This is a genomic window from Pseudomonas sp. GD03842 (assembly GCF_029841165.1).
Taxonomy (GTDB): Bacteria; Pseudomonadota; Gammaproteobacteria; order Pseudomonadales; family Pseudomonadaceae; genus Aquipseudomonas.
Window position 1 is genome coordinate 288918 of sequence record NZ_JAOCEA010000002.1, and the last position, 26346, is coordinate 315263.

Here is a 26346-nt window from a genome sequence, read left to right on the forward strand (position 1 = left end):
CATGCCCACCGCGGCGGGTGGGCATGGGATGCAGCCGTCTGGAATCAGACCACCAGCGACAACAGCATGATGAGGATGATACCGACCACCGACAGGATGGTTTCCATCACTGTCCAGGTCTTCAGGGTTTCGGTCACGGTCATGTTGAAGTATTGCTTGACCAGCCAGAAGCCTGCGTCGTTCACATGGGACAGGATCAAGGAACCTGCGCCGGTGGCCAGTACCAGCAGTTCCCGGTTGACCCCAGGCACCATCGCGACCACGGGTGCGACGATACCAGCACCGGTGATGGTCGCCACGGTAGCAGAGCCGGTGGCGATCCGAATCACGGCCGCCACCAGCCACGCCAGCAGAATGGGCGAAATCTGCGCCTGCACCGCCATGTGGCCGATCAGGTTACCGACGCCGCTGTCCACCAGCATTTGTTTGAAACCACCCCCGGCACCCACGATCAGCACGATGGCCGCCACTGGCGCCAGGCTCTGGTCCAGCAGCTTGATGATCTGCTCGCGGCTGAAGCCACGGGCCGAGCCGAAGGTGTAGAACGCCAGCAGCAGCGCAAAGAGCAGGGCGGCGATCGGGTGCCCGATGAAGTCCATCCAGATGCGGAAAATGTGACCGTTGGGCAGCGCCACGTCAGCGAAGGTCTTCAACAGCATCAGGAAAACCGGCAGCAGGATTGTCAGCAGGGTAATGCCGAAGCTGGGCAGGTTTTCGTTAGTCGATTCCTTGGCAATCTGATCCATCAGGTCTTTGGACGGGTTGCCGGGAATGTGTTTGGCAATCCATTTTCCGAAGATTGGACCGGCAATGATCGCTGTTGGGAACGCTACGATCAGGCCATAGAAAATGGTCTTGCCGATGTCGGCGTTGAAGATGCCGATCGCCAGCAAAGGGCCCGGATGCGGAGGGACGAGGCCGTGAACCGCGGACAGGCCGGCCAGCAGCGGAATGCCGATCTTGACGATGGACACGCCGCTGCGACGAGCCACGATGAACACCAGCGGAATCAACAGCACGAAGCCGATTTCGAAGAACAGTGGGATACCCACCAGAAACGCCGAAAACATCATGGCCCAGTGCACGCGCTCCTTGCCGAAGCGGCGAATCAAGGTCTGGGCGATCTGGTCGGCGCCGCCGGAGTCAGCCATCAGCTTGCCGAGCATGGTGCCCAGCCCGAGGATGATGCCGACGAAGCCCAGCACGCCCCCGAAGCCGTCCTGGAAGGATTTCATCACTTTTTCGACCGGCATCCCGGAGGTCAGCCCGAGAAAACCAGCCGCAATGGTCAATGCAATAAAAGGGTGGACCTTGAACTTGGTGATCAATAGCACGAGGCCGATGATGGTCACCAGCGCATCTACGAGTAGATACGTGTCTTGAGTCATACCGAACATGGGGTGTCTCTCCGTTGTATTTTGTTTTTTTGGAGCTACTGCTCAACGCTGTTGTTCACTGCCTTGTGTACACGAAAAGACAGCGCTGTCTTTTTCGCTCACGCCGGTCCCGCGATCAGGAGCCGGTAAGAGCGGTGGCAGATGAGGTTTGCGATGCGCTCCACCATGCCGCTGCGTCAGCGCCGATGGTCTCGATCGGCTGAGTCGCATCCACGACCAGCGTGCGGTCTTCTCCGTAAGGCGGTTCCAACGTCGCGAATTGACTGTCGACCAGGCTGGCCGGCATGAAGTGGCCAGGGCGGTGCGAGCAGCGCTCGGTCGCCAGTTCCTTGGTGAGTTCCAGAAACACGAACCCCAGGCCCGGCACGGCGGCGCGCAAGCGATCGCGGTAGATCAGTTTGAGGGAGGAGCAGGTCAGGACCGGTTTCTCGCCATTGCGCAACGCCGCCGCAACTTCTTCCCCAAGGCGGGTCAACCAGCCGGCGCGGTCGTCGTCGTTGAGGGGATGGCCAGCGCTCATCTTGTCGATGTTGGCTTTGGGGTGGAAGGCGTCGCCTTCGATGAGGCGGCCGCCGCTGCGTTTGGCGATTTCAGCACCCACGGCACTTTTGCCGCAGCCTGAAACACCCATGATCACGAGGGCGGAGATTGCATGTGGAGCAGTAGTCATAAAAACCTCGCCCCGAAGACAGCGCTGTCTTTGCCGAATCGTGTGCAAGGCCGGCAAGGCTGTTTCCGGGTGTAGTCATTGTTATGGGTATCTCGCTGATCCATGAGATACATCTCTTCTTTCGACAGGACGATCGAAAAGTTGCGGGCCTCCGTGGGATAGCGCTACCTTAGAGCCCATCAGAAACAATCGCAACCCCTTGAGCTTTTCCTACGTTCAGTTGGCAACGCATGACACGCATTGGTTCCCGTTCCACCGGTCGTCCTACCCTTACCGAAGTCGCAAAACTGGCCGCTGTCTCGCCTATCACGGCGTCTCGCGCGCTGCGTGGCGTGGCCACGGTGGCGCCGGAGCTGGTAGAGAAAGTCCAGGCAGCTGCGCAAAGTCTAGGCTATGTCGCCAACCCTGCCGCGCGAGCGCTCGCGTCGTCGCAAAGCCAGTCGGTAGTGGTGTTAGTGCCGTCGTTGTCCAACCAGTTGTTCATCGAGACCCTCGAAGCGATTCAGAACGTCCTGCGCCCGCGTGGCCTGGAAGTGGTGATCGGCAACTACCATTATTCGCCCGTCGAAGAGGAAAACCTGCTCCGCAGCCACTTGGCGAACCGGCCGCGGGGTATCTTGCTGACCGGCTTCGATCGCAGCCACGCGGCCCAACAATTGTTGGCGGCCAGCGGGGTGCCCTGTGTCCACATGATGGAACTGGACCCCAGTCGTGCCGAGCCTTGCGTGGGGTTCTCCCAGCAGCAGGCGGGGGCAGCAGCGGCGCAGCACCTGTTGAGCCGCGGGCGTCGACGCCTGGCGTATGTGTCGGCGCAGCTGGACCCTCGGGTCATTCAGCGTGGCGCCGGCTTTCGCAGTGCGCTGGAAGCGCAGGGTCTGTACGACGAAGCGCTGCAGATGGCCACTTCGCTGCCGTCATCCATTGGCCTGGGTGGCGAGATGTTCGCCCGGCTGCTGGATGAGCACCCGGACGTGGATGGCATCTTTTTCTGCAACGATGACCTGGCCCAGGGGGCGACGCTGGAGGCATTGCGACGGGGGATCCGCATCCCTGAACAGGTGTCGCTGATCGGCTTCAACGACCTGCCGGGCTCTGCACACATGGTGCCGCGTCTGACCTCGATCCGCACGCCCCGCGAGCAGGTGGGGCAACGCGCCGCGCAGTTGTTGCTAGGGTTGCTGGACGGCAACGTGCAGCAGGCCCAGGTCGATCTGGGCTTCGAGCTGGTGATCCGGGAAAGCACCTGAACCCCCGGAAAACCGGAGCCGGGGTGGCTCCATGGGAACGTCAGGCCAGGGTGCGCGGCAGCTTGAGCTCGGCACACAGGCCGCCGCCGTCACGATTGGACAGCGTCAGCGAGCCGCCCAATGCCCTTGCCAGTTGCTGAGCGATGGCCAGTCCCAGCCCGGTCCCCCCTGTGTCGCGGTTGCGCGAACTCTCCACCCGGTAGAACGGCTTGAGCACTTCAGCCAGCTCCGCCTGCGAAATGCCTGGCCCGCGATCCAGCACCTGAATCGACACCCCCTGGTCGCCCTGAGACTGCACCTGAACCTCCGCCGCGCCAGCGAATTTCAGCGCATTGTCGGTGAGGTTCACCAGCACCCGACGCAACGCATGGGGGCGAGTGTCGATTACCGCTTGTGCTTTACCACTCAACTGCACCGATTGGTTCATGTCCTGATAGTCGAATACCAGGCTGTCGAGAAAGGCATCCAGATTCACGCGTTTGGCGGTTTCGGTGGAGGTGTCCATGCTGCGGGCATAGGCCACGCCCTCTTGAACCAAATGCTGCATTTCGTTCAGGTCGCTCCACAGCTTGTCTTTCTCGATGCCGTCGTCCATGAATTCGGCGCGCAGCTTCATGCGGGTGATGGGCGTTTGAAGGTCGTGGGAAATGGCCGCCAGCAACTGCATCCGCTCCTTCACGTAGGTGGCGATGCGTTGTTGCATGGAATTGAACGCCACAGCCGCGTAGGCGACTTCCGTGGGGCCGCTTTCGTCGAGGCGGATGCCCTCGCCGTTAGGGTCCAGCGTGTCCACGGCTTGGGACAGGCGGGTCAACGGGCGGATCGCCGTTCGCACCGCCAGCCAGGTGCAAGTCACCAATAACACCAGTTGCCCGATCAGCAGCAATGGCAGCCAAGGCGACAATGGCGTGATGGCCGGGCGCACATCGATAGTGAGCGGGTTGCCGTCGCGCAGGGTGAGGTGCGCCTGATAATGCGGGCGGCTGTCGGGGATCGTGTTGAACACCACTGGATAATCGCGGCCCAGTGCCGCCTGCATCGTATGCACCGAAATCGGTGCTTTGTTCATGTCCATCGGCGTACCGGTCTGGCCGGTACCCAAGACGTAGCGATAGTTCGGGTGTTCGAAGCGCGGCAGCCATGCGGCCCGCTCTTCGGCGGGCAAGCGCTCGAGCATGGCGAGGGTGGTGGTCAGATCCTGCTGCATGTTGCCCAGCATCATGGTCATCGCGCTTTGGTAGCGCTCGTAGAATTGCAAGCCGAAGGACATGCCGTGGGCCAGCACCAGGCTGATCAGGAAAATCAGCGACAACCGCGATGCCAGCGTGCGCGGCCAACCGAAGCCTGCCTTCATACCGGGTCCCCGAGGATTTCCACCGCGTAGGTGAACACATAGCCTTCACTGCGCACGGTCTTGATGTAGGCGGGGTCGCGGGCATCGTCCAGCAGGCGCTGACGCAAGCGACTGACCAGCAGGTCGATGGAGCGATCGAACAGGTCGGCGTCGCGGCCTTGGGTCAGGTTGAGCAACTGATCACGGCTGAGCACCCGTTGCGGGTGGTCGAGGAAGGTGCGCAGCAGGCGGTATTCGGCGCCGCTGAGGGCGACTACCGTGCCTTCGGCGTCCAACAGGTGGCGTGCCGTGGTGTCAAGGCGCCACTTGCCGAAGGCCAGCAGCCGCCCGGATTCGCTGACAATGAGGTTCGGCGGCAACATGCGGGTGCGACGCAGCACGGCATTGATCCGCGCCAGCAGCTCCCGCGCGGCAAACGGCTTGACCAGGTAGTCGTCAGCGCCCATCTCCAACCCGATGATGCGGTCGGTTTCGTCGCTACGCGCAGTGAGCATCAGCACCGGCGTGGTCTTGTGCTTGCCGGAACGCAGTTCTCGACACAACAGCAGGCCATCGTCCCCCGGCATCATGATGTCCAACACAATGAGGTCAACCGGAGTCGACTCGAGAAAGGCGCGCATCTGCCTGCCGTCGGCCACCACGGTGGTGCGCAGGCCGTTCTTTTTCAGGTAATTGCCCACCAGCTCCCGGATTTCCCGATCATCATCCACGATCAGAATGTGGTCGACGTGCTCCATGGTCTCGTTACCCTCATTGTCATTGGTCTGCGGCGTATCTTACCCAGTCGCGACAGGGTTGCCCGTGACCCTTTGTATTGCACTGTATCTGACACTGCGTAGCCTACATGGCGATTCAAAAAAACCGGCCCGGTGTCGAGAAGGTCACGTCGCCTGGCAGGCGCCCGCCACGGTAGTCAGCGATCAAGGTCATGACCGGCAGGCTCGCCAAGCCAGCGTGCCAAGGCTGCGATCGCAAGTTCAGGGGTCGCGCTGCTGCCTGCCCAGGTGCAGGCGAGCATCAGGTTTTTCGGCAATTGGAAGTCTTCGACCTGGAACCCTTGGGCGTCGAAGCCCTGCGCATCGTGCTTGACCTGGTGCCGCAGGCTGCCGAGGTCGTCGAAATAGGCCCAGACCGGTTTGCCCAGCGCGACCGCCATGCCCACTTCGAATGCAGTCCCTGAGTCTGGTTCGGCCCCGCGGAAGCAGTTGAGGTTGGCGACGACGGCATCGCAGCGGCGGATCATGGCGATGTTGGCATTGCAGATCAGCGTGGCCGTCTCTTCGGGCGGCAGGCCCGCCGGGACTTCATTATCGAACGGGTAGAGCCCCACCAGCCCCTGGGCTTCGCACAGGGCCTTGAGGTAGCGCCCCCTGTCGATGGCGTCATTGCGGAACACATCGAATCCGGCGAGGTAGACCTGGGGAGAGCGAGAGAGCGGCATCGGGAGGTCCTTGGAAGAAGATCCGGGCATTCTAGCGGCAACTTCAGTTGCCATTGATCAGCTCATGCAGCCAAGACGGCAATCGGGGGTGGACTCTGTACGGATAAACAGTATCCTCACCGTTTTCATGGCTGCCAGTGTGACCCCGTTGTGAGCCTTTCGCCCCTCGACAATCCGTTTTACTACCTCGAGAATTTTCGCCAGGCTCTCACGTGGATCGCCCAGCGTTATGACGACCTGCTCGACCCTGAAGAGCAGCGCTTCATTGGAGCATTCGCCGATTTGCCCCAAGCCGCCCAGGCGCTGCTGGTGCGCATGATCATGCGCAAGGGCACGTTGTTCCGTACCAGCAAGCTGAACTACGCAGAGATCGGTGACGTTCATCGGGCGGTGGCGCCGTTGATCGACCGCGGCTGGGTCGACGACGCGCCTCACCTCGACCTCCAGGCGCTGTTTGCATTGTTGCGCAAGGAGGAACTGACGCGGTGCTTCACTGCTCACGCCCCCAAAAGCAACGAAAAGAAGACCCAACTGCTGGAGCGGTTGGTGCCGCACTATCCGGCGCCACTGCCGCTGGCCGAATGGTTTGCAGGCATGGAAGAGGTGGTCTTTTCGCTGGAGATCATGCCCCTGTGCGATCGCCTTCGGCTGTTGTATTTCGGCAATCTGCATCAGGAATGGTCCGAATTCGTCCTCGCTGACCTGGGCATCTACCGTTACGAAAAAGTCGAATTTTCCGTCGAGTCGCGAGGCATCAGTCAGCGCGCCGATATTGACGTCTGCCTCGCATTGCACCTTTGCCGACAGGCGCTGGATGACAGCGCCGTGCTCAGCGAACTGGCGGCTCAGGCACTGGCCATCCGCACGGATAACCCCTGGCTGGCGATGCGTCGCGCCAAGCTGCTGTACCAGATCGGTTACCAGGCCGAACGCGATCAGGACCTGACCCTGGCGCTGGCGGTCTATGAACAGTCCCGTTATCCCGGCGCGCGGGTGCGCAGAATCCGGGTGCTGGAGCGTTCCGGTCACTACGCGCAAGCGCTTGTCCTGTTGCAACAGGCGCAAGCGGCCCCTGAAAACGAAGCGGAATCCCAGCACTTGTTGCGTATCCAGCCTCGTCTGCTGAAAAAGCTCGGTCAGGGCGCGACGGGCAGGCGCGTGACGCGCGCGGTGACCCGGCTCGACCTGAGCGTGACGCCGCTGCCTGGTCACAGCGTCGAGAAACTGATTCAGTTGCACCTGAGCGAAGAGGGCAGTGAAGTGCATTACGTCGAGAATGCGCTGATCAATTCACTGTTCGGCCTGCTGTGCTGGCCAGCGGTGTTCGCGCCGGTGCCGGGGGCGTTCTTTCATCCCTTCCACAGTGCGCCAAGCGACCTCTACAGCCCGGACTTCTACACCCGGCGTGCGGACCTGTTCGAGGCGTGCCTGAGCCAGCTCGGTGACGAGCGTTACCTCTCGACGATCCGGCAGTGTTATCTGGATAAATTCGGCCTGCAATCACCGTTCGTGTTCTGGGGAGCGCTGACCCCGGCGCTCTTGGAACAGGCACTCCATTGCCTTGCGCCGCATCATCTCGAATGCTGGTTCCGCCGGTTGCTGCAAGACATCAAAGCCAACCGTACAGGGATGCCCGATCTGATCCAGTTCTATCCGGCGCAGCGCAGCTACCGCATGATCGAGGTGAAAGGGCCGGGTGATCGGCTGCAGGACAACCAATTGCGCTGGTTGGACTTCTGCGCCGAGCATGGCATGCCGGTGGTGGTGTGTTACGTGCAGTGGACACAGGACTCGGCCCTGGCAGGTTGAGGCCTTCGAGCGTGAAGGCACGCAGGGGCGTCGTCGACCGGCCTCGGACGTCGGGCTTCAGCCGGTCACTGCGGCCACGCTCCTGCGCGGCAGCGTGACGTCAGCGTTTCACTTTTTTCGGCGGCGCAGGCAGCGGGGCGAACAGCGCTTCGATGTCTTCCTCTTGCAGCTTCCAGTCCCCCGCCTTGCGGCCATCCAGAATGCCCGCTGCCAGTGCCGACTTCTCCTGCTGCAGGTGCTGGATTTTTTCTTCCACCGTGCCGCGGGCGATCATCTTGTAGACGAAGACCGGCTTTTCCTGCCCGATCCGGTAAGCGCGATCGGTCGCTTGGTTTTCCGCCGCCGGGTTCCACCAGGGGTCGTAATGGATCACCGTGTCGGCGGCGGTCAAATTTAGGCCTGTACCGCCTGCCTTGAGGCTGATCAGAAAGATCGGGCGTTTGCCACTTTGAAACTCTTGCACCGGGGTGCGCCGGTCGCGGGTCTGGCCGGTCAGCAGGGCGTAGGCGATACCGCGTTGAGCCAGTTCGGCTTCGATCAGTTCGAGCATCGAGGTGAACTGCGAGAACAGGAGAATCCTGCGATTTTCCGCGAGCAATTCTTCGATCATATCCATCAGGCTTTCCAGCTTGGCCGAGCTGGAATGGCGCCCCGTCGTCGGGGCGCTCTTCACCAGCCGCAGGTCGCAGCAAACCTGCCGCAGCTTGAGCAAGGCTTCCAGGATGATGATCTGGCTGCGCGCCGCCCCCTTGGCGGTGATCTCGTCACGCACCTTTTTGTCCATCGCCAGGCGCATGGTCTCGTAGACGTCACGCTGCGCATCGTTGAGCTCGACCCAATGCACGATTTCCGTCTTCGGCGGCAACTCGGTGGCGACCTGTTCCTTGGTGCGCCGCAGCAGGAACGGCCTGATGCGCGCGTTCAGGTGCTGCAAGCGCGCCTCGTCGCCCAGGCGCTCAATGGGGGTGCGGTAATTGCTGCCGAATTGTTTGGCATCCCCCAGCCATCCGGGCATCAGGAAGTGGAACAACGACCACAGCTCCCCCAGATGGTTTTCCAGCGGGGTACCACTCAGGCACAGGCGCTGGCGGGCGTTCAATTGGCGCGCCGCCTGCGCCGCCTTGCTGCCAGGGTTCTTGATGTACTGCGCCTCATCCAGCACCAGCACATGGAACAGCTGTTTGCCCAGGATTTCGACGTCCCGGGGCAGCAGTGCGTAGGTGGTCAGAATCAGGTCGTATTCGTTCAGGCGGTTGAAGTCCAGGTGCCGGTTGGCGCCGTACAGGGCCAGCACTTTGAGTGGCGCTGTGAAATGCTTCGCTTCGTCCATCCAGTTCGGGATCAGGCTGGTCGGCATGACCGCCAGCGCTGGATGGGTCAGGCGCCCAGCCTCCTTTTCCTTGAGCAAGTGGGCGAGGGTCTGCAGGGTTTTGCCAAGCCCCATGTCGTCGGCCAGCACGCCGCCCACTTCGAGCTCACGCAGGGCCTGCATCCAGCTCAGACCTTCCAGCTGGTAGGGGCGCAGTGTGGCATTCAGGCCATCGGGGGGCGTCACCCGCGCGTCCTTGATGTTGACCAGGCGTTCGGCGAATTGCCGCAGACGGTCGCCGCCTTGCCACACCAAGGGCATATCGTCGAGGTGGGTGAGGCGCCCGGCATCCGCCGTTTTCACCCGGATGGAGTGGTTGCCGTCCTCGCGCCAGTAAAAGTCGCCCAGTGTCGCAAGCACCGGGCGCAGCCGTCCGTAGGGCAGCGCAACCTGAATCGGACCGCCGCCGCGCTGGGTGAAGTGATTGAGCTGCACCAGCAATTGTTCGTCGTCGCGACGCTTGGCGATCCCCTCCAGGCTCATCAGTTCCGGGTGGGTGCGCAGCAGGTTGATCAGGATCGGCAACAGGCTCAGGCGCTCGCCGTTGACGATGATCCCCAGTTCCAGATCGAACCAGTCGCGTTCCGGCTGTTCGTCGACAACGGCATACCAGTCCTCGACCGGGGTCACGTCAAAACCGAAGTCCGGCGCCATTTCGATCTGCCAGCCGCTCGCGCGCAGTTTCGGCAATTCGTCGAGCATGAAAGTCAGCCAGGCCTTGTCGGTGGGCAGTTCCAGCATTTCGCCGGCGCTGTCGGGCAGGGCCTTGCTCTGGCGAGTTGCGATGCGAAAACCCAGATCCTGAAGCTGTTTGCGGTACTGCGCCTCAAGGTCCAGGTGGCGGCGCAGGCGCAGGGTTTCCTCCTTCAGATGCCAGAGCAGATCGCTGGGCCGCCCCGGTGCCGGGATGCCTGAGGCGTACAGCTCACGATAACGAAACGCCAGGGCGGCGCGATGCTGGACGTGTCGTTGCATTTTGCCGTTGCGAGGTTCGTAGGCGCTGAATTCGAAACTGGCGAGTGTCAGGCGTGGCTGAGGCTTGATCTTTTTCTCGATACGCTCCGGCAACGGCGAGCTGGGCGTGGCAGGGGCCTCGGCGACCGGTCTTTCCCGCTCGACGGCGGCCAGAACCCCGGGTTTGTTTTCCGGGTCGCTCAAGTAATACAACGCGGCCGCGCAATGCTTGCAGTTGTTTCTCACCGGGCAGGTGCAAACCCCCACCACGAAGTGGCGAGTGCGGTCGGGGTCCTTGAATTGCAAGGTCTGCACGTAGGTCTGCAGCGCAGACCCCCGGCACGCCGTGCGCACCAGATCGGGCATCAACTGCTGGACCACGATGCGGTGTTCACGGGCATAGCTGAGCCCGCGTTCCAGGCTCTGAGCCTTGAACAACGGTTCCCATGGCAGGGACAGGGCTTTTTCCAGTAACGATGACACGTCTTGCCCTTCGTCAGCGGGGGGCTGGAAGCGGAGAAACCTTGATCAGCATGGCCAGGCTTCCATTGTCCAGATAGGTCAATTCACCATTTCTGACACGTGTTGCCTGACGCATGCGTTCGCTGCTCACCAGCACCCCATGATCGTCGAGCTGGTTGACCCAGAAATTGGCGTCGATGTCGGTAAAACGCGCCAAGCTCAGGCTCACGGTGCCTTCGATCGGATAATGGCCGAATTGCGCCTGCCCGTCGCTGATCGCCACTCGGCTCGGGGTGGCGCTCAGGGGCTGCTGCCAGGCCCGGTGAAGCAGGACCTGATAGCCCTGGCTGGCGGCCAGTTTGCCCACCAGAGTGTCGAGGGTCGTGGAGGTCTTGCTCTCGGCGCCCAAGGCCTGCGCACCTGCGGCCCAGTCTTCCGGTGCCCTTTGGTTGGTGGCAGCCGGCTCACCGTTCTGACGGAACAGGATGAGCTCCACCTGGTAATTGAAATTGCCCGCGACAAACGAGGTGTCCGGTGCAGCGACCGCATCCGTGTCCAGGTCTGCGGCCAATGCAATCGGAGCGACCAGCGTCAGCAGCAGGGCGAGTGAGCGAAACACGCGCATGGTGAGTCCTTATGACGATTTCGTAGAGGGCTGCGGTGTCAGGCGTTCGAGCAGCGCTTCGATGATGTTGAAACGCTCCTCGGGTCGTTCCATCGGTACCATGAACTTGAACAGCGTGGCGCCTTCGAATTTGTAACGCTTGGGCTGGGCTTGAATCAGCTTGATCAGCGTCAGCGGGTCGACAGGGGTCTCGGCGCCAAACTCGATGCGGCCCCCCTGTGGCCCTGCGTCGATTTTCCGGATGCCCAGTTGATCGGCCTTGAGTTTGAGCAAGGTCATGCGCACCAGGTTCTTGGTGGGTTCGGGCAGCAGGCCGAAACGGTCGATCATTTCCACCTGAAGGTCTTTGAGCCCGTCTTCGTCGGCCGCGTTGGCGATGCGTTTATAGAGAATCAGCCGCGCATGCACGTCCGGCAGGTAGTCCTCCGGAATCAGCCCCGGCACCCGCAAATTGATTTCCGGCCCGCCGCCCAGTGGCTGCTCCAGGTTCGGCTGCTCGCCCTTGCGGATCGACTTCACCGCACGTTCGAGCATCTCCATGTACAGCGTGAAGCCCACGGCCTGGATCTGGCCGCTCTGGCCTTCGCCGAGCAATTCGCCTGCGCCGCGGATTTCCAGGTCGTTGGTCGCCAGCACGAAGCCCGCGCCCAGGTCCTGGGTGTTGGCGATGGCTTCCAGGCGCTTTTCCGCATCGGGGGTGATCTGCTTGCGCGGCGGCGTCAGCAGGTAGGCGTAAGCCTGGTGGTGACTGCGCCCGACACGGCCACGCAACTGGTGCAACTGGGCCAGGCCGAACTTGTCGGCGCGTTCGATGATGATGGTGTTGGCGCTGGGCACGTCGATGCCCGTTTCGATGATGGTCGATGCGATCAGCACATTGAAACGCTTGTGGTAAAAGTCACTCATCACCTGCTCGAGCTCGCGCTCGTTCATCTGCCCGTGACCGACGCCGATACGCGCTTCGGGCACCAGCTCGGCCAGATCGGCGGCGCACTTCTCGATGGTCTTGACGTCGTTGTGCAGGTAATAGACCTGACCGCCACGCAGCAGCTCACGCAGCAGCGCTTCCTTGACCGTGGGCTTGTTCTGCTCCATCACGAAGGTGCGCACCGACAGCCGGCGGGCGGGTGGCGTGGCGATGATCGACAGGTCGCGCATGCCAGCCACGGCCATGTTAAGGGTGCGGGGAATCGGCGTGGCAGTCAGCGTCAGGATGTCGACCTCACTGCGCAGCGCCTTGAGCTGTTCCTTCTGACGGACCCCGAAGCGGTGCTCTTCGTCGATGATCACCAAGCCCAAGTTCTTGATCTTGACGTCGTCCTGCAACAGCTTGTGGGTGCCGATGACGATGTCGATCTTGCCCTCGGCCAGGTCGGCGATGGCGGCGTTGACCTCCTTGGTCGATTTGAAGCGGCTCATGACCTCGACCTTCACCGGCCAGTCGGCGAAGCGGTCGCGAAAGCTGTTGTAGTGCTGTTGGGCAAGCAGGGTGGTGGGCACGAGGATCGCCACCTGTTTACCGCCATGTACGGCGATGAACGCGGCGCGCATGGCCACCTCGGTCTTGCCGAAACCCACGTCGCCGCAGACCAGGCGGTCCATTGGTTTGGGCGCCAGCATGTCGGCGCGCACCGCTTCGATGGTGGTTTGCTGGTCCGGCGTTTCTTCGAAAGGAAAGCCTGCGCTGAAGGTTTCGTAGTCCAGTTTCGGATCGGCGAAGGCATAGCCTTCGCGGGCGGCGCGACGGGCGTAGATGTCGAGCAGCTCGGCCGCCACGTCGCGCACCTGCTCGGCGGCCTTGCGCTTGGCTTTCTGCCAGGCCTCGGAACCCAACCGATGCAACGGCGCCAGCTCGTCGTCGCTGCCGGTGTAGCGGGCGATCAGGTGCAGGTTGGCGACCGGTACATACAGCTTGGCGTCGTCGGCATAGGCCAGCATGAGAAATTCGGCGACCTGGTTTTCCACCTCCAGCGTGGCCAGGCCCAGGTAGCGTCCCACACCATGATCGATGTGCACCACCGGCGCGCCCTCGCGCAGCTCGGCAAGGTTCTTGATCACGGCATCGTTGGCGTGCCCGTCCATCCGCTTGTCGCGGCGACGACGCTGCATCACGCGTTGGCCGAACAACGGACTTTCGGCGATCAGTGCCAGCGCCGGTTGATCGAGCGCCAGGCCTTCGTCCAGCGGCGCGATGGTGATCGCCAGCCGCTCCGTGCTGTCGACGAACCCCTGCCAACTGTCCACGGTCTTCGGGCGCAGTTTCAGGCGGTCGAGCAATTCCAGCAGCACTTCCCGACGGCCCGCCGATTCGGCAGTGAACAGCACCCGGCCCGCGAACCCGTCCAGGAAACGGGACAGTGCCGCCAGCGGCTGGTTGGCCTTGGCTTCGATGGCCAGGTCCGGTAACGCCTGGGCCGGGAAGCGCTCGCGACCCACGCCGGTGTCCACATCGTCCTGGCTGACCACCACCCGTGGCCAGCTTTTCAGGCGAGCGAAGCAGTCTTCCACCGGCAGGAAAAGCTCGTCAGGCGGCAGCAGCGGCCGATCCGGGTCGACACGACGTTCTTCATAGCGGTTGCGCACGTCTTTCCAGAAAGTCTCCGCCGCCGTTTCGATCCCTGGCAACGAAAACACCTGAGTGTCCTGGGGGAGATAGTCGAAGAGGGTGGAGGTTTCCTCGAAGAACAGCGGAATGTAGTACTCGATGCCCGCGGGCGTAATGCCGCTGTTGAGGTCCTGGAAGATCGGGCTGCGGCGGAAGTCGACGTCGAAGCGCTCGCGGAAACGCGCCTTGAATCGCACCACGGCCTCTTTCTGCAACGGAAATTCCTTGGCCGGCAGCAGGCGCACCGAATCGACCTTGTCGATGGAGCGCTGAGTGTCCGGCTCGAAGGTGCGCAGGGTTTCGATTTCGTCATCGAAGAGGTCGATCCGGTAGGGCAACTTGCTGCCCATGGGGAACAGATCGATCAGCGCGCCGCGCACGGTGAATTCGCCGTGTTCATAGACCGTGTCGACGTAGCGGTAGCCGCTGGCTTCCAGGCGCGTGCGCATGGCTTCGACGTCGAGTTTCTGGCCCACGTCCAGCACCAGACTGCTGCCGAGCAGGAACTGCGTCGGGGCCAGGCGGTGCAAGGCGGTGGTGATGGGGACCACCAGCACGCCGTGCACCAGCTCCGGCAGCCGATAGAGGCTGGCGATGCGCTGGGAAATGATGTCCTGGTGGGGCGAAAACAGGTCGTAGGGCAGGGTTTCCCAATCAGGGAAGTGCAGCACTGGCAGGTCGGGGGCGAAGAACTTCAATTCCTGCTCCAGCCGCTCGGCGCTCTGGCTGTCGGCGGTCAGCAGCAGGGTGAAGCGTTTCGCGGCGCTCGCGGCCTCGGCAATCGCCAGACTCTGGGCGGCACCGGGCAGGTTGCCCCACAGTTGTTTGCCGGAGGCGGCGGGAAGAATCGGTAGGCGCAGAACGGGCACGGAAGGTAAGGCTCCAGGCGTTGCGGCAAAGCCGGGGATTGTAACTAAATCGGCATTGCGCTGTCAGTTTTGTGCTCGTCTTCGTAGGCGCCGAATTATGTAGTGCCAGGCTACATGAAAACTCCGGATTGCTTATAAACAAAGGCTTGAGCATAATGTAGTCCCTTTTTTCAGCCCCTACATGTGGAAGGTTCCCGTGACTCAGAAGCCCGACCAGTGTCTTGGTGAATGGATCGATCGTGAAGCGCTCGCCGAGGCGATGATCCCTCTTATCGGTCAGCTCTACCGCAACAACAATGTGGTGAGTTCGATCTATGGCCGTACTCTGATCAACCGTTCAGTCATCGCCATTCTCAAAGCGCACCGCTTTGCCCGTCACCGTCAGGCTGACGCGACCGAATTGTCCGTACACGAAACTTTCCCGCTCATCAAAGCGATGAGCGAACTCAAGCTGGGCGCCGCCTCGGTGGACCTGGGCAAGCTGGCCGTCAAATACAAGGCCGAGGCAAACGGCCGCACTGCCGAGCAGTTCGTGCGCGAGGAACTGGCCGAAGTCGTCGGTCAGCAGAATGCCGGCGCACGCAAGGGCACCGACGTCGTGCTGTACGGTTTCGGCCGCATCGGCCGCCTGCTGGCGCGTATCCTGATCGAGAAAACCGGGGGCGGCGATGGGCTGCGCCTGCGCGCCATCGTCGTGCGCAAGGGCGCTGAAAACGACCTGATCAAGCGTGCGAGCCTGCTGCGCCGCGATTCGGTGCACGGCCCGTTCGACGGCACCATCACCGTCGACGAAGCCAACAACACCATCACCGCCAACGGCAACCTGATCCAGGTGATCTACGCCAAGAATCCGACCGAGGTGGATTACACCCAGTACGGCATCAAGGACGCTTTGCTGGTCGACAACACCGGTGTATGGCGCGATGCCGATGGCCTGGGCCAGCACCTGCAATGCCCGGGCGTCGATCGCGTGGTGCTGACCGCACCGGGCAAGGGCAAGCTGAAGAACATCGTTCATGGCATCAACCATCAGCAGATCACCGCCGATGACAAGATCATCTCGGCGGCGTCCTGCACCACCAACGCCATCGTGCCGGTGCTCAAGGCGATCAACGACAAGTTCGGCATCGTCAATGGCCACGTCGAAACCGTTCACTCGTACACCAACGACCAGAACCTGATCGACAACTTCCACAAGGGCGACCGTCGTGGCCGCAGCGCCGCGCTGAACATGGTCATCACCGAAACGGGTGCGGCCACCGCGGCAGCCAAGGCCCTGCCTGAGCTGGCCGGCAAGCTGACCGGCAACGCCATCCGCGTGCCGACGCCAAACGTCTCCATGGCCATCCTGAACCTGAACCTGGGTCAGGAAACCACGCGTGACGAAGTCAACGAATACCTGCGCCAGACGGCGCTCTATTCGGACCTGCACAAGCAGATCGACTTCGTGAACTCGCAGGAAGTGGTCTCCACCGACTTCGTGGGCTCGCGCCACGCCGGGGTGGTCGACGCCGAAGCCACCATCTGCAACGACAACCGCGTCGTGTTGTACGTCTGGTACGACAACGAATTCGGTTATAGCTGCCAGGTGGTCCGCGTGATGGAAGACATGGCCGGGGTCAACCCGCCCGCGTTCCCGACATAACGCAACCCCGCTCTACGCGAGCAGCTTCGCACCCAGAACGCCACGACCGGGTCATTCGGTCGTGGCGTTTTTGTTGGCGGCGTTTGCGTTCCAAGCGGTGCTGGGGGGTAGACCGCGGATCGTGAAGATTTCGTTCGGGGGGATGCAGCGCAAAAAAACAGGCGCCGGAGCGCCTGTGAAGGAGAGCGGGGAAACGCTTCGCGTCAGAAGAGTTGGGTGAATAGCCAATAAAGCCCGCCCGACAGCAGAATCGCCGCAGGCAAGGTCAGTACCCAGGCCAGCGCCAGATTGCGCAGCGTGCGCAACTGCAGACCCGAGCCATTGGCGGTCATGCTGCCGGCCACGCCGGACGACAGCACGTGGGTCGTCGACACGGGCAGGCCGTACATGTCCGCCGCGCCGATGGTCAGCATGGCGACCACTTCCGCCGACGCGCCCTGGGCGTAGGTCAGGTGGGTCTTGCCGATCTTCTCGCCAACGGTCACGACGATGCGCTTCCAGCCCACCATGGTTCCGAGCCCCAACGCGATGGCGACAGCGACCTTGACCCACAGCGGGATGAAGCGGGTCGCGTTGTCGATCTGTTGCTTGAACAGTTGCACCTTGCCCTGGGTGTCGGCGTCGAAATGGACGGCCTTGTGCTTGTCCATGAGCCGGATGGCTTCGGAAGTCAGGTACATGTCGTTGCGCACGTTGGCGGTGGCTTCGGCGGGCACCTTGGCCAGGGAGCCGTAGCTGGCGACCTGGTCACCGATCTTGCCGGCCATGACGGCCAGAGCCGGGATCAGCTCGGGCGTGGGCTGTTTGTCGCGGATGTAGTCGGACAAGGTCTTGCGAGAGTCAGCCGGCGCGGGCAGAGGCGCGGTCTTGATCAAGGCTTGCTGGGTGACCTGCGCCACTGCGGCGAACTGCACCGATTCATCGGCGGGCATCGCACGGTTGAGGGCATAGGCCATTGGCAGCGTGCCGACCAGGATCAGCATGATCAGGCCCATGCCTTTCTGACCGTCGTTGGAGCCGTGGGCAAAGGACACGCCAGTGCACGTCAGGATCAACAGCCCCCGAATCCACAGCGGTGGTGGGGTGTTGCCCTTAGGTGCCTTGTACAGCGCGCGATTCTTGACGAACGCACGCAGCGCCAGCAACAACAGCGCCGCGCACGTGAAGCCCACCAGCGGCGAGAGCAGCAGCGAATAGCCAATCTTGGTCGCCTGGGACCAGTCCACCCCACTGGTGCCATCGCGACCGTGCATCAGCGCGTTGGCCACGCCGACCCCGATGATCGAGCCGATCAGCGTATGCGAAGACGACGCGGGCAAGCCCAGCCACCAGGTGCCGAGGTTCCATACGATGGCGGCGATGAGCAGGGCGAAGATCATGGCGTACCCCGCAGAAGAGCCGACCTGCAGGATCAGTTCCACCGGCAGCAGGGCGATGATGCCAAAGGCCACCGCCCCGCTGGAAAACAGCACCCCGAGAAAGTTGAACGCGCCAGACCAGAGCACCGCGACGTTCGGCGGCAGCGAGTGGGTATAGATCACCGTCGCGACCGCATTGGCCGTGTCGTGGAAGCCATTGACGAACTCGAAGCCCAGCGCGATCACCAGCGCGACGCCCAGCAGCAAAAAGGGCACCCAGGTCGTGACCACCGTGCCCAGGTCATCCATGTCCGATTTCAGACTGAAGGCGGTGTAGAGCAGGCCCAGCGCGAGAACGGCAAAAAACACCACCATCGTCAGCACACCAGGCTTGCGCCCGAATTGAACGCTCGGCCCGGCAGCGTCGCGGGCCAGAGAGGGAGTTGCCATGATTCACAATCCTGTCGAGGTGAAGTGGCAACCATGATCATTTCAAAATGTGACAAGGATGCGACGCAGGTCAGGGTTCGAGAGGATTTGTGGCGATAACGGATGGGTGGCGTTAGGAAACGTTAGACACGCGCTGCTTTTGATGCTGCCGAAGGCGTAGGAGCGCGCTTGCCCGCGATCTGCCGCAGAGCGGCAGCAAAACCCTGCCAACGCGGTGTACCAGAAAGAGCCGAGGTGTCTGATTTCACTGCCGCGCTGCGGCAGATCGCGGGCAAGCGCGCTCCTACGGCCTTCGGCCAGAGGCGGATTAGCGGAGGTTCAATACTCCCGACTTTTGCGAAACGCCCAGCGCCCGGCGATGAAAGTGAACGACGCCACCAACACCACCAGAATCCAGAACCCATGGGGGTCGCTGGCCAGCGGGATGCCTCCGACGTTCATGCCGAAGAAGCCTGCCACGATGTTGATCGGCAGTGCGAGTACGGTCACGACGGTCAGGGTGAACAGCGTACGGCTGCTCTGCTCGTTGAGGTTGGCGGCGATTTCTTCTTGCAGCAGTTTGATGCGTTCGCCCAATGCCGTGAGGTCGCTGATCACCAGCGCTGACTCTTCCGTGGATTGACGCAGCTCTTGCAAATCTTCCTCCTGCAACCACTGGGGCGGGCGATGCAGCAACCGCATCAACGAGCCTGGCTCCAGCGCCAGCAAGCGTTGCAGGCGCACCAGCACCCGACGCATCGCGCCCAGTTCGGTGCGGTTGTTGCTCAGACGCTGTGCCAGCAATTGGTCCTCGATGCGATCGACGCTGAGGCTGGTCTTGCGCATGAACTGCGCCAGCACGTCGCTCTGATCGCGTACCAGGTGCGCGAGCAACTCCAGCGGAGAGCGAAAAGTTTCCCCCTGTTTGACCGAGGACCGCAGCCGGTCGACGGAGCGCAAGGGCTGATGCCGGGCAGAAATCATCAGGTGGCTGCGCACGCACACCCATAGCGTGGCAATGTCGGTCGACACACGGTTGAAATCGAACACCACGTCGTTGACCACCGCCAGCAGGGCGGAGTCGACGTGTTCGATGCGGGTCGAGCGTGAGCCTTCGCGCAAGGCTTCCAAAAATTCTTCGGGCAGGTCCAGATGGGTTTTCAGCCAGCGCTCGCAGCTGGCGTGGGCGAGGTTCAGGTGCAGCCAGATGAAAGTGTTCGGGTCGGTGGGGTTGCGCAAGGCGTCCAGAGCGGCCGCCGAGTCAATCTGTTGCGCAGCCTCTCCTGGACGAAATCGAAAGCCATACAACAGACCGAAAATGTCCGCGTCGTGGGTCCGGGCAATGCTTGAATTCATGAAGGCTCGCAGGCGAAAAATGCCCGAAAGGGCATGGGCTCGAAAGCGGCATCATCGCAAGGCTTTTTGACGTTTTTGTGACTCTTTGAGTCTGCTGCTGCCCGTCGCTTTCATTGGCCTTGATGCCCGGCCTGCTGGCCTGTCGCCGCGCTCAGACCATTTCCAACGGCCGCTTGCGCGTCGGTACGGGCCAGGACGTGTCGATCAGCAGTTCGTCGTCCAGGGTCAGCTCGATGTTCACCGCCTCGGCGTTCGACCGCAGGTGATGGGGGTCGACTGCTTTCGGGATGGCGATCACGCCGTCCTGGCGCAGCACCCACGCCAGGCTGATCTGCGCGGGAGTGGCGCCATGGCGCTTGGCGACTTCGAGAATGGCAGGGTTCATCAACAGGTCGCCCCCTTGCCCGATCGGGCAGTAGGCCATAAGCGGCATGTAGGCATTCTGCATCCAGGGGAGGAGGTCGTATTCGATACCGCGCTGCTCCGGGTTGTACAGCACCTGATTGGTGGCGCAGGCCGTTGGGGAGTCGACGGTTTCAAGCTCCAGCAGGTCCGAAACGTCGAAATTGGACACCCCCCAGCGGCCGATCTTGCCAGCCTCGCGCAGGCGTTCGAAGGCTTCGACGGTTTCATCGAGCGGGTGCGAGCCCGGCCAGTGCAGCAGGTAAAGATCGATATGATCGGTTTTCATCCGCTGCAGACTGCGCTCGCAAGCGGCGGGAATGCCGTGGCGGCTGGCGTTATGCGGGTAGACCTTGCTCACCAGCGTGACCTGATCGCGGCGGCCTGCGATGGCCTCACCCACCACTTGCTCGGCACCGCCTTCGCCATACATCTCGGCGGTGTCGATCAGGGTCAGCCCAATATCGATGCCCAATTGCAGGGCGGCGATTTCTGCTTGGCGCCGCTGCAGGTCTTCGCCCATGCGCCAGGTGCCCTGACCGATGACGGGTACGGTTTTCTCAGCCAATTGCAGCGTGCGCATGGGATGCCTCCTGCGGGGTGGGTATAGAGAGATCAGGCAGTGCGGGCGGCGAAGGGTTCCATTCGACGAGCTGTTGCAAGCGACAGGTGGCACGCGTCAAACGCAGGATGGCGGCGGGTGGGGTACCCTGCAGCAGCAGCCTCACGCCTACAGGGGGGTGTTCATTTCGGATTCTGCGCAGCCACCTGCTTATTCTCCCAGCCCCCGCCCAGCGCCAGGAACAAGTCAATCTGCCCCATGGCCACCTGCGTGTTGGCTGCGGCCAGTTGCGCGGTCACGTCGGTGTAGGTGCGGGTGGCTTGCAGGTCGGCGAGGAAGGACTCGCGACCGGCCATGAAGAACCGATGGGTCTGGTCCGCCGCCTGCCTGGCCGAGGCTTCGGTATCGGCCAGTGCATCGCGACGTTCCAGCAACGCGGTGTATTGAGACAGGCTGGTTTGCGCCTCGCGTATGGCGTTCAGGACCACGCCGTCGAAGTGGGCCAGGGCGGCCTGGTTCGATGCTTCGGCCATATGAATCCGCGCACGCGCGCCATTGGACGGCAGCGTCCAGTTGATCAGCCCGCCGAAGCCCCAGCGGTTGGTGGACGGATCGCCGAGGTCGTCGACAATGCCGACGGTGCCGACCGTTGCCCCGATGCTGATGTCCGGATAAAGCTCGCCGGTGGCCACGCCGATTGCCGCGCTCGACGCGGCCAGCCGCCGTTCGGCCTGGCGCACGTCCGGGCGTCGCTTGAGCAGCGCGGCACCATCGCCGACCGGCATGACCTGAGCGATGCGCGGCAGCTCGGCGCAGTCGGCCACGGCTTTGGGCAATTGATCCAAAGGTTTGGCCAACAGCATCGACAGGCGGTACATCCCGGCTTTTTGCGCAGCGGTGTAGCGAGGCAGGTCGGCGCGCAGAGATTTGTACTGGGTCTGGGAGCGGGTGACCTGAGTTTCGTCGCCGCGTCCGGCATCGCGCAGGCGCTGAGTCAGGGCCAGGCTTTGTTGCTGCAGGTCCAGCGAGTGCAGCGCGATGTTGCGCTCTTCGTTGGCCGCACACACCTGCGTATAGGCACGCACCACATCGGCCACCAGCGTAATCCGTGCGGTGTCGACCGCTGCCTGCGCCGCATCGGTATTCGCCTCTGCCGCTTCGATGCCACGTTGCAGCACACCGAACAGGTCGAATTGATAAGAGGTCGTCAGCCCGATGTCGGCGACATTGGCCACGGGTACTTTTTCGGGTAACAGAAACGCCTGACCGGATTCCTGCAAGCGTTGGGCGCCGGCCTTGGCACTGTTGGTGAAGCCGCCCGCGGCCTGGGCTTCATTGGTCTGGTAGCGTGCCCTTTGCAGATTGGCGGCCGCGACGCGCAGGTCCGTGCTGGACGCCAGCGCCTGGCGTACCAGTTCATCGAGGGTGGGGTCCTTGTAGAGCCGCCACCAATCCGCAGGGACCGGTGCCGACACGGCATTCGACGAGCTGCCGGCGATCGGGCCCTGCAGATCGGGACGATTGACCGCCGCATCCTTGGGCAACCGGTAGTCCGGACCGACCACCGTACAGGCCGACAGCAGCAAGCCCAGGCCCACGCCCAATAGGGCCGCGCTGCGTTTCATCGCGTACCTCCTTGCGGCGCGGTTTGCCTGTGCGCCGCGTCGTCGATGATCGACACCGTGGCCGTGCGTCCAGCGATCATGCGGAAGTCTTCGGGCACTTCGTCGAAAGCGATGCGCACCGGAATCCGCTGGGCCAGGCGTACCCAACTGAATGCCGGGTTGACGTTGGGCAGCAGGTTGTTGCCGCTGGTGCGGTCGCGGTCTTCGATACCCGCAACGATGCTGACCACGTGCCCTCGCAGGCGGGCATTGTCACCTATCACGCGGATGTCGACGGCAGAACCGATGTGAATGCCGTCCAGCTTGGTTTCTTCGAAATAGCCGTCGATGTGGTACGAGGCGCTGTCCACCACGGACAGCACGGGCTTGCCGGCACTGACGAACTCACGATCACGGGGCGCCCGATCATTGAGGTAGCCATCGACCGGGCTGCGAATCACGGAGCGGTCCAGGTTCAACTGGGCTGCGTCCACCGCCACCTGGGCTTCGCTCAGCGCTGACAACGCGCGTGCCTCCCTGGACTGGCTCTCCTCCAGTTGCTCACGGGCCACCAGATTGCCGAGCGCTTTGTTGCGCCTGTTTTCGCGCTGGGCCTGTTCCCAGGTTTCCTTGCGCTCGGCCACGGTCGCCTGAGCCTGGCGCAAGGCCAGGCGAAAGCGATCCTGGTCAATGGTGAACAATACCTGGCCTTTGTGGATCGCTTGGTTGTCGGTGACCGACACTTTTTCGATCAGGCCGGATACGTCCGGAGCGATCTGGATCACGTCGGCGCGAATGTGACCGTCGCGGGTCCAGGGGGCATACATGTAATACATCACCATGCGCCACACGACGATGGCGGCAAGCAGAACAACCAGCAGTGTCAGGACCACACGGCCCAGGGTCAGTAAAGGTTTTTTCATTTCAGCTCATCAGATAGCGACTGAGGGTATCCACCACGCCGAGCAGCAGGGCGTACAGACCGACGTTGAACAAAGCCCGGTGCCACACCAGGCGATAGAAGTGCATCCGGGACAGCACGGCGTGCAGCCCGAGGAAAATCACATAGGTGATGCCCATCAACACCAGAAACGTGGGCAGGAAAATCCCGCTGATGTCCAGATCACCGATCATAGCGGCGCTCCATCGATGCCATACGGCGGTTGCTCTTCTCGCTCGGCCAGCACGTCGACGATTTCCACGCCCGGCAGCAGCGACAGCCGCAGCCCGCTCAGGGCGTGCAGCAGATGCAGGCGCGACGGGTCATCGCCCATCCACTGGAACGTGAGCGCGCGGCGGGCGCGGTCCATGGTCATCAGCAGCCCCTTGGGCGCTGGCAGACGCTCTCGTGCCTTGAGGCAGGCGCGGAAATGCGCGCCGACTTCGGTGGCGACCTGCCGCAACAATTGGCGAGGCACAGGGTGAACCCGTGGCATATACGCCAGCAGGTCCAGCATGTTCAGCGCGACCCGCACCTCGCGCAGGGCGACGTTGGTGTCCTGCGCAGTAATGGCCAGGCGTGGCAAATGCTGCATCAGGCGATCCAGCATGCGCACCCCCATGTGCCGGTGCTCGGCCAGGGTCGCTTCCTCGCTGAGCGATACGATGTCATTCCAGCTGAAACGGGTCAGGCGCCGGGTGGCGACTTCAGTGCCGAAAGGCCGCACGATCAGGGTCCAGACGAAGGCGAACGCCAGGCCCGCCGGGCCCGCGAGGTTGGCATTGAGGAAGTTCAGGAAGTCCGCGTCGTAGGCACTCTGGATACTGATGAACGATGAGGTGTTGACGATCGTCAGCAGCGTGCCGAGGTAAAACTTCGGTTGCACGGTGAGGGTGCCGACCACGATAAAGGGCACGGCGAAGACCAGCACCAGCATCGGGAAGTCATGCAGGTTCGGCAGCACCACGAACAGGTACAGGCTGGCAAAGATCACCGACAGAAAAGTCCAGTAGAAAAACCGGTAAATCTGCGGCGCCGGATCGTCCATGGCGGCAAAGAAGCTGCACGCCACCGCCGCCAGCGCCACGGCACTGGCGCCGTCTTGCCAACCCAGCAGAATCCAGAGCACCGAGGCGGCAATGATGGCGGTGACCGAGGTGGCGACCGAGTACAGCATCATCCCCTTGTCGAGAAACGGCGACAGGCGCCCCAGACGCCAGTGGCGATACACCGCGCGCCAAGGGCGGTGATCATCGGTTTCGATGGCGTGTTGCAGGCTGCGACAGTCCTGCCACAGGTCGATCCACTCGCGCAGGCGATACAGCGTGGTGGAAAGCAGCAGTTGCCGGCGATCGTCCACCTGGGCGGGCGTCGGCTGCAAACGCTCGAGTTCTGCGTGCAGCGCCTGCCAGTATTCGATCGGCGCACCGTCGGCGGTCTTCTCCACCCAGTCGCGACATTCGATGATCAGTGGCGCGAGATCAGCCACCAGTTCGGGGGTGCGACGTTCCAGCGCCCACAGCGCGTCGTCGAGGGCGTCGATCGTCGGCAGTAGATGAATCATGCGCCCGCGCAATTCCTTGGCGTTGCGAACGGTCTGCCGGTGAGTGCCTTCGTGAGGCAGTTGCCCGATCATCAGCTCCAGTGAGTTGAACGTCGCGACCATCGCCGTGCGCAGGGCGCCGACCGCTTCAGGGGTGGCGTTACGGGCGAGGAACAGGTCACTGTAGGCCGAGGCGTCCTTGAACCACTTGCCCATGGAGTCGACCAGCACCGGGGCCAGACGCCGGGGCCAGAACATCGCACCGATTACCGCAGCACACACGATGCCCAGCAGGATTTCCTCGGTGCGCGCGACCGCGATGTCGAACACGGCCTGGGGGTTATCCACCACCGGGAAGGAGATCAGCGGCATGGTGTAACCAGCCAGCATCAGCGCGTAACTGTTGGCCGTGCGCAGGTGCAGGGACAGGAACAGCAGCGTGCCGGTCCACAGGGCAATGACCACCGCGAGCAGGAAGGGCGTCTGGACGAACAGCGGCACGATGAGCACCGAGGCCGCGGCCCCGAGAAAGGTACCGCCGGCCCGATACAAAGCCTTGGAACTGGTGGGCGCTACGAAAGGGCTGGACACGATGTACACGGTGGCCATGGCCCAGTAAGGGCGTGGCAGTTCGAAAATCAGCGCCAGGTACAGCGCGAGCATGGAGGCGGCGAACGTCCGAACGCCGTAAAACCAATCGCGAGCCGGCGGAACGTCCTGAAAGAAGCCTTTGAAAAGAGCGTTCAAGAGGCCAACTCCGGCCCGGTCGGGCTGGCGTTGGCGAACGCTTGGAATACGCGAAGGGTGGCTTCCAGGTCAGCGGGGTCGATGTCGCTGAACACGTCGCGGCGCAGCCGGATCAGTTCGTCTTCGATGGAGTTGGCCAATGTGCGGCCTTCGTCAGTCAGGCTCAGCGCCTTGGCGCGGCGATCGGTCGGGTCTTCCGTGCGCTGCACCAGGCGTGCCTTGCCCAATTGGTCGAGCAGGCGCACCAGCGAAGGGCTTTCCAGCCCGCAGGCCTGGGCCACAGTCACTTGGCGTACACCTTCACCCAGGCGCGCGATCATCAGCAGCGGGCCGGCACAGGCTTCCGATACGCCATAGTTCATCAAGGTGGTCTGACAGACGCGGCGCCACTGACGTGATGCTGCGACGACGCCGCCAGTGATGTGCATTTGCAGTGAATCGAGGGTCATGAGCGTGCCACTGAATAGATCGTCGAACAGGATTTGGTTAGGCAGTGAATGATTAGACGCCGTATTATTAGGTTGCTAACTATTAATATCCGGTAACAAAGCATTTTCGTCAAACGAAAATGGGATGAGCGGTCAGCGCAGGTTCGTCAGAGAGGTCGGCTCGAAAAATAACGAAGGGCCGATTTGAGCGCGAGGCGCCTGAAGCGACATTGAATAGGCAAAAGGGTTCAGCCGTTCGTCGCCTTTTTCATCTTAACCGATGAATTATTTTGTGAAGTCTAAAGGCAGCGTTCAAAAAAATGGCGCTATTCAAGCGCCCGAAATCTGGCGAGCTGATCAAAATTTGGCCAATTTATCTGCTTCCCGAATTGATTTCACAATGATGGCCCAGAGAGATTCAGAGGCTCTTTCGGCGGTTTCTTGACTGGGGACGGCGCTAAAGAACAAACGATTCAGCCGATAGCAAAGGCGACAGGCAAACGGGCGCAAAGCCTTGAGCCAGACACCTC

At 62.3% G+C, this 26346-nt stretch carries 19 protein-coding genes; 3 read left to right on the plus strand and 16 right to left on the minus strand.

Annotated elements, in window-relative coordinates; genetic code table 11:
• Positions 1-44 precede the first annotated feature (44 nt).
• Positions 45-1397 carry a GntP family permease gene (locus tag N5D61_RS03855; protein WP_108238391.1) on the minus strand — a complete coding sequence of 451 codons (1353 nt, stop codon included), beginning with the start codon at positions 1395-1397 and terminating at the stop codon, positions 45-47.
• A 115-nt stretch (positions 1398-1512) separates the two neighbouring features.
• Positions 1513-2028, minus strand: coding sequence for a gluconokinase (locus tag N5D61_RS03860; protein ID WP_177411062.1), 516 nt, complete (start codon positions 2026-2028; stop codon positions 1513-1515).
• Positions 2029-2297: 269 nt separating this feature from the next.
• Between N5D61_RS03860 and N5D61_RS03865 the strand changes: the two genes are divergently transcribed.
• Complete coding sequence (locus N5D61_RS03865) at positions 2298-3314, plus strand: LacI family DNA-binding transcriptional regulator (protein ID WP_279890922.1); 1017 nt, start codon at positions 2298-2300, stop codon at positions 3312-3314.
• A gap of 40 nt (positions 3315-3354) precedes the next feature.
• On the opposite strand, the gene N5D61_RS03870 is transcribed toward N5D61_RS03865, so the two are convergent.
• The 3 genes from N5D61_RS03870 to N5D61_RS03880 all read right to left on the minus strand — a co-directional run bounded on the left by N5D61_RS03870 (position 3355) and on the right by N5D61_RS03880 (position 6109).
• A complete protein-coding gene (locus tag N5D61_RS03870; RefSeq protein ID WP_279890924.1) occupies positions 3355-4668 on the minus strand; it encodes a HAMP domain-containing sensor histidine kinase in 1314 nt (437 codons plus the stop codon).
• Positions 4665-5405, minus strand: a complete 741-nt coding sequence (locus N5D61_RS03875; protein WP_279890925.1) for a response regulator — start codon at positions 5403-5405, stop codon at positions 4665-4667. Before N5D61_RS03875 ends, N5D61_RS03870 begins: the two co-directional genes overlap by 4 nt.
• A gap of 176 nt (positions 5406-5581) precedes the next feature.
• Complete coding sequence (locus N5D61_RS03880) at positions 5582-6109, minus strand: nucleoside 2-deoxyribosyltransferase (RefSeq protein ID WP_279890927.1); 528 nt, start codon at positions 6107-6109, stop codon at positions 5582-5584.
• A 150-nt stretch (positions 6110-6259) separates the two neighbouring features.
• On the opposite strand from N5D61_RS03880, the gene N5D61_RS03885 reads away from it, so the two are divergent.
• A complete protein-coding gene (locus N5D61_RS03885; RefSeq protein WP_279890929.1) occupies positions 6260-7918 on the plus strand; it encodes a VRR-NUC domain-containing protein in 1659 nt (552 codons plus the stop codon).
• 100 nt (positions 7919-8018) lie between these two features.
• Here the strand turns inward: N5D61_RS03885 and N5D61_RS03890 are convergent, their stop codons facing one another.
• The 3 genes from N5D61_RS03890 to mfd are packed head-to-tail and all read right to left on the minus strand — an operon-like array spanning position 8019 to position 14802.
• Positions 8019-10724, minus strand: coding sequence for a DEAD/DEAH box helicase (locus N5D61_RS03890; protein ID WP_279890930.1), 2706 nt, complete (start codon positions 10722-10724; stop codon positions 8019-8021).
• Positions 10725-10737: 13 nt separating this feature from the next.
• The gene (locus tag N5D61_RS03895; protein ID WP_279890932.1) at positions 10738-11328 is read right to left on the minus strand and encodes a CsiV family protein; all 591 of its coding nucleotides are present in this window, start codon (positions 11326-11328) and stop codon (positions 10738-10740) included.
• Positions 11329-11337: 9 nt separating this feature from the next.
• The gene (mfd, locus tag N5D61_RS03900) at positions 11338-14802 is read right to left on the minus strand and encodes a transcription-repair coupling factor (RefSeq protein WP_108238382.1); all 3465 of its coding nucleotides are present in this window, start codon (positions 14800-14802) and stop codon (positions 11338-11340) included.
• 181 nt (positions 14803-14983) lie between these two features.
• On the opposite strand from mfd, the gene N5D61_RS03905 reads away from it, so the two are divergent.
• Positions 14984-16447 carry a glyceraldehyde-3-phosphate dehydrogenase gene (locus N5D61_RS03905; protein ID WP_108238381.1) on the plus strand — a complete coding sequence of 488 codons (1464 nt, stop codon included), beginning with the start codon at positions 14984-14986 and terminating at the stop codon, positions 16445-16447.
• Between the two features lie 203 nt (positions 16448-16650).
• On the opposite strand, the gene N5D61_RS03910 is transcribed toward N5D61_RS03905, so the two are convergent.
• From N5D61_RS03910 to N5D61_RS03945, 8 genes are all read right to left on the minus strand, one after another.
• Entirely contained in the window at positions 16651-18255 is a 1605-nt protein-coding gene (locus tag N5D61_RS03910) for an inorganic phosphate transporter (RefSeq protein ID WP_279890936.1), read from the minus strand.
• A 318-nt stretch (positions 18256-18573) separates the two neighbouring features.
• Positions 18574-19590, minus strand: a complete 1017-nt coding sequence (locus N5D61_RS03915; protein WP_279890938.1) for a transporter — start codon at positions 19588-19590, stop codon at positions 18574-18576.
• Positions 19591-19741: 151 nt separating this feature from the next.
• Positions 19742-20575 carry an aldo/keto reductase gene (locus N5D61_RS03920; protein WP_279890940.1) on the minus strand — a complete coding sequence of 278 codons (834 nt, stop codon included), beginning with the start codon at positions 20573-20575 and terminating at the stop codon, positions 19742-19744.
• A 161-nt stretch (positions 20576-20736) separates the two neighbouring features.
• The gene (locus tag N5D61_RS03925; protein WP_279890941.1) at positions 20737-22179 is read right to left on the minus strand and encodes a TolC family protein; all 1443 of its coding nucleotides are present in this window, start codon (positions 22177-22179) and stop codon (positions 20737-20739) included.
• On the minus strand, positions 22176-23081 hold the full coding sequence (locus N5D61_RS03930; protein WP_108238376.1) for an HlyD family secretion protein: 906 nt from the start codon (positions 23079-23081) through the stop codon (positions 22176-22178). Before N5D61_RS03930 ends, N5D61_RS03925 begins: the two co-directional genes overlap by 4 nt.
• 1 nt (position 23082) lies before the next feature.
• Entirely contained in the window at positions 23083-23292 is a 210-nt protein-coding gene (locus N5D61_RS03935; RefSeq protein WP_279890943.1) for a DUF1656 domain-containing protein, read from the minus strand.
• Complete coding sequence (locus N5D61_RS03940; protein ID WP_279890945.1) at positions 23289-25388, minus strand: FUSC family protein; 2100 nt, start codon at positions 25386-25388, stop codon at positions 23289-23291. Before N5D61_RS03940 ends, N5D61_RS03935 begins: the two co-directional genes overlap by 4 nt.
• Complete coding sequence (locus N5D61_RS03945; RefSeq protein ID WP_108238373.1) at positions 25385-25837, minus strand: MarR family transcriptional regulator; 453 nt, start codon at positions 25835-25837, stop codon at positions 25385-25387. Before N5D61_RS03945 ends, N5D61_RS03940 begins: the two co-directional genes overlap by 4 nt.
• Positions 25838-26346 lie beyond the last annotated feature (509 nt).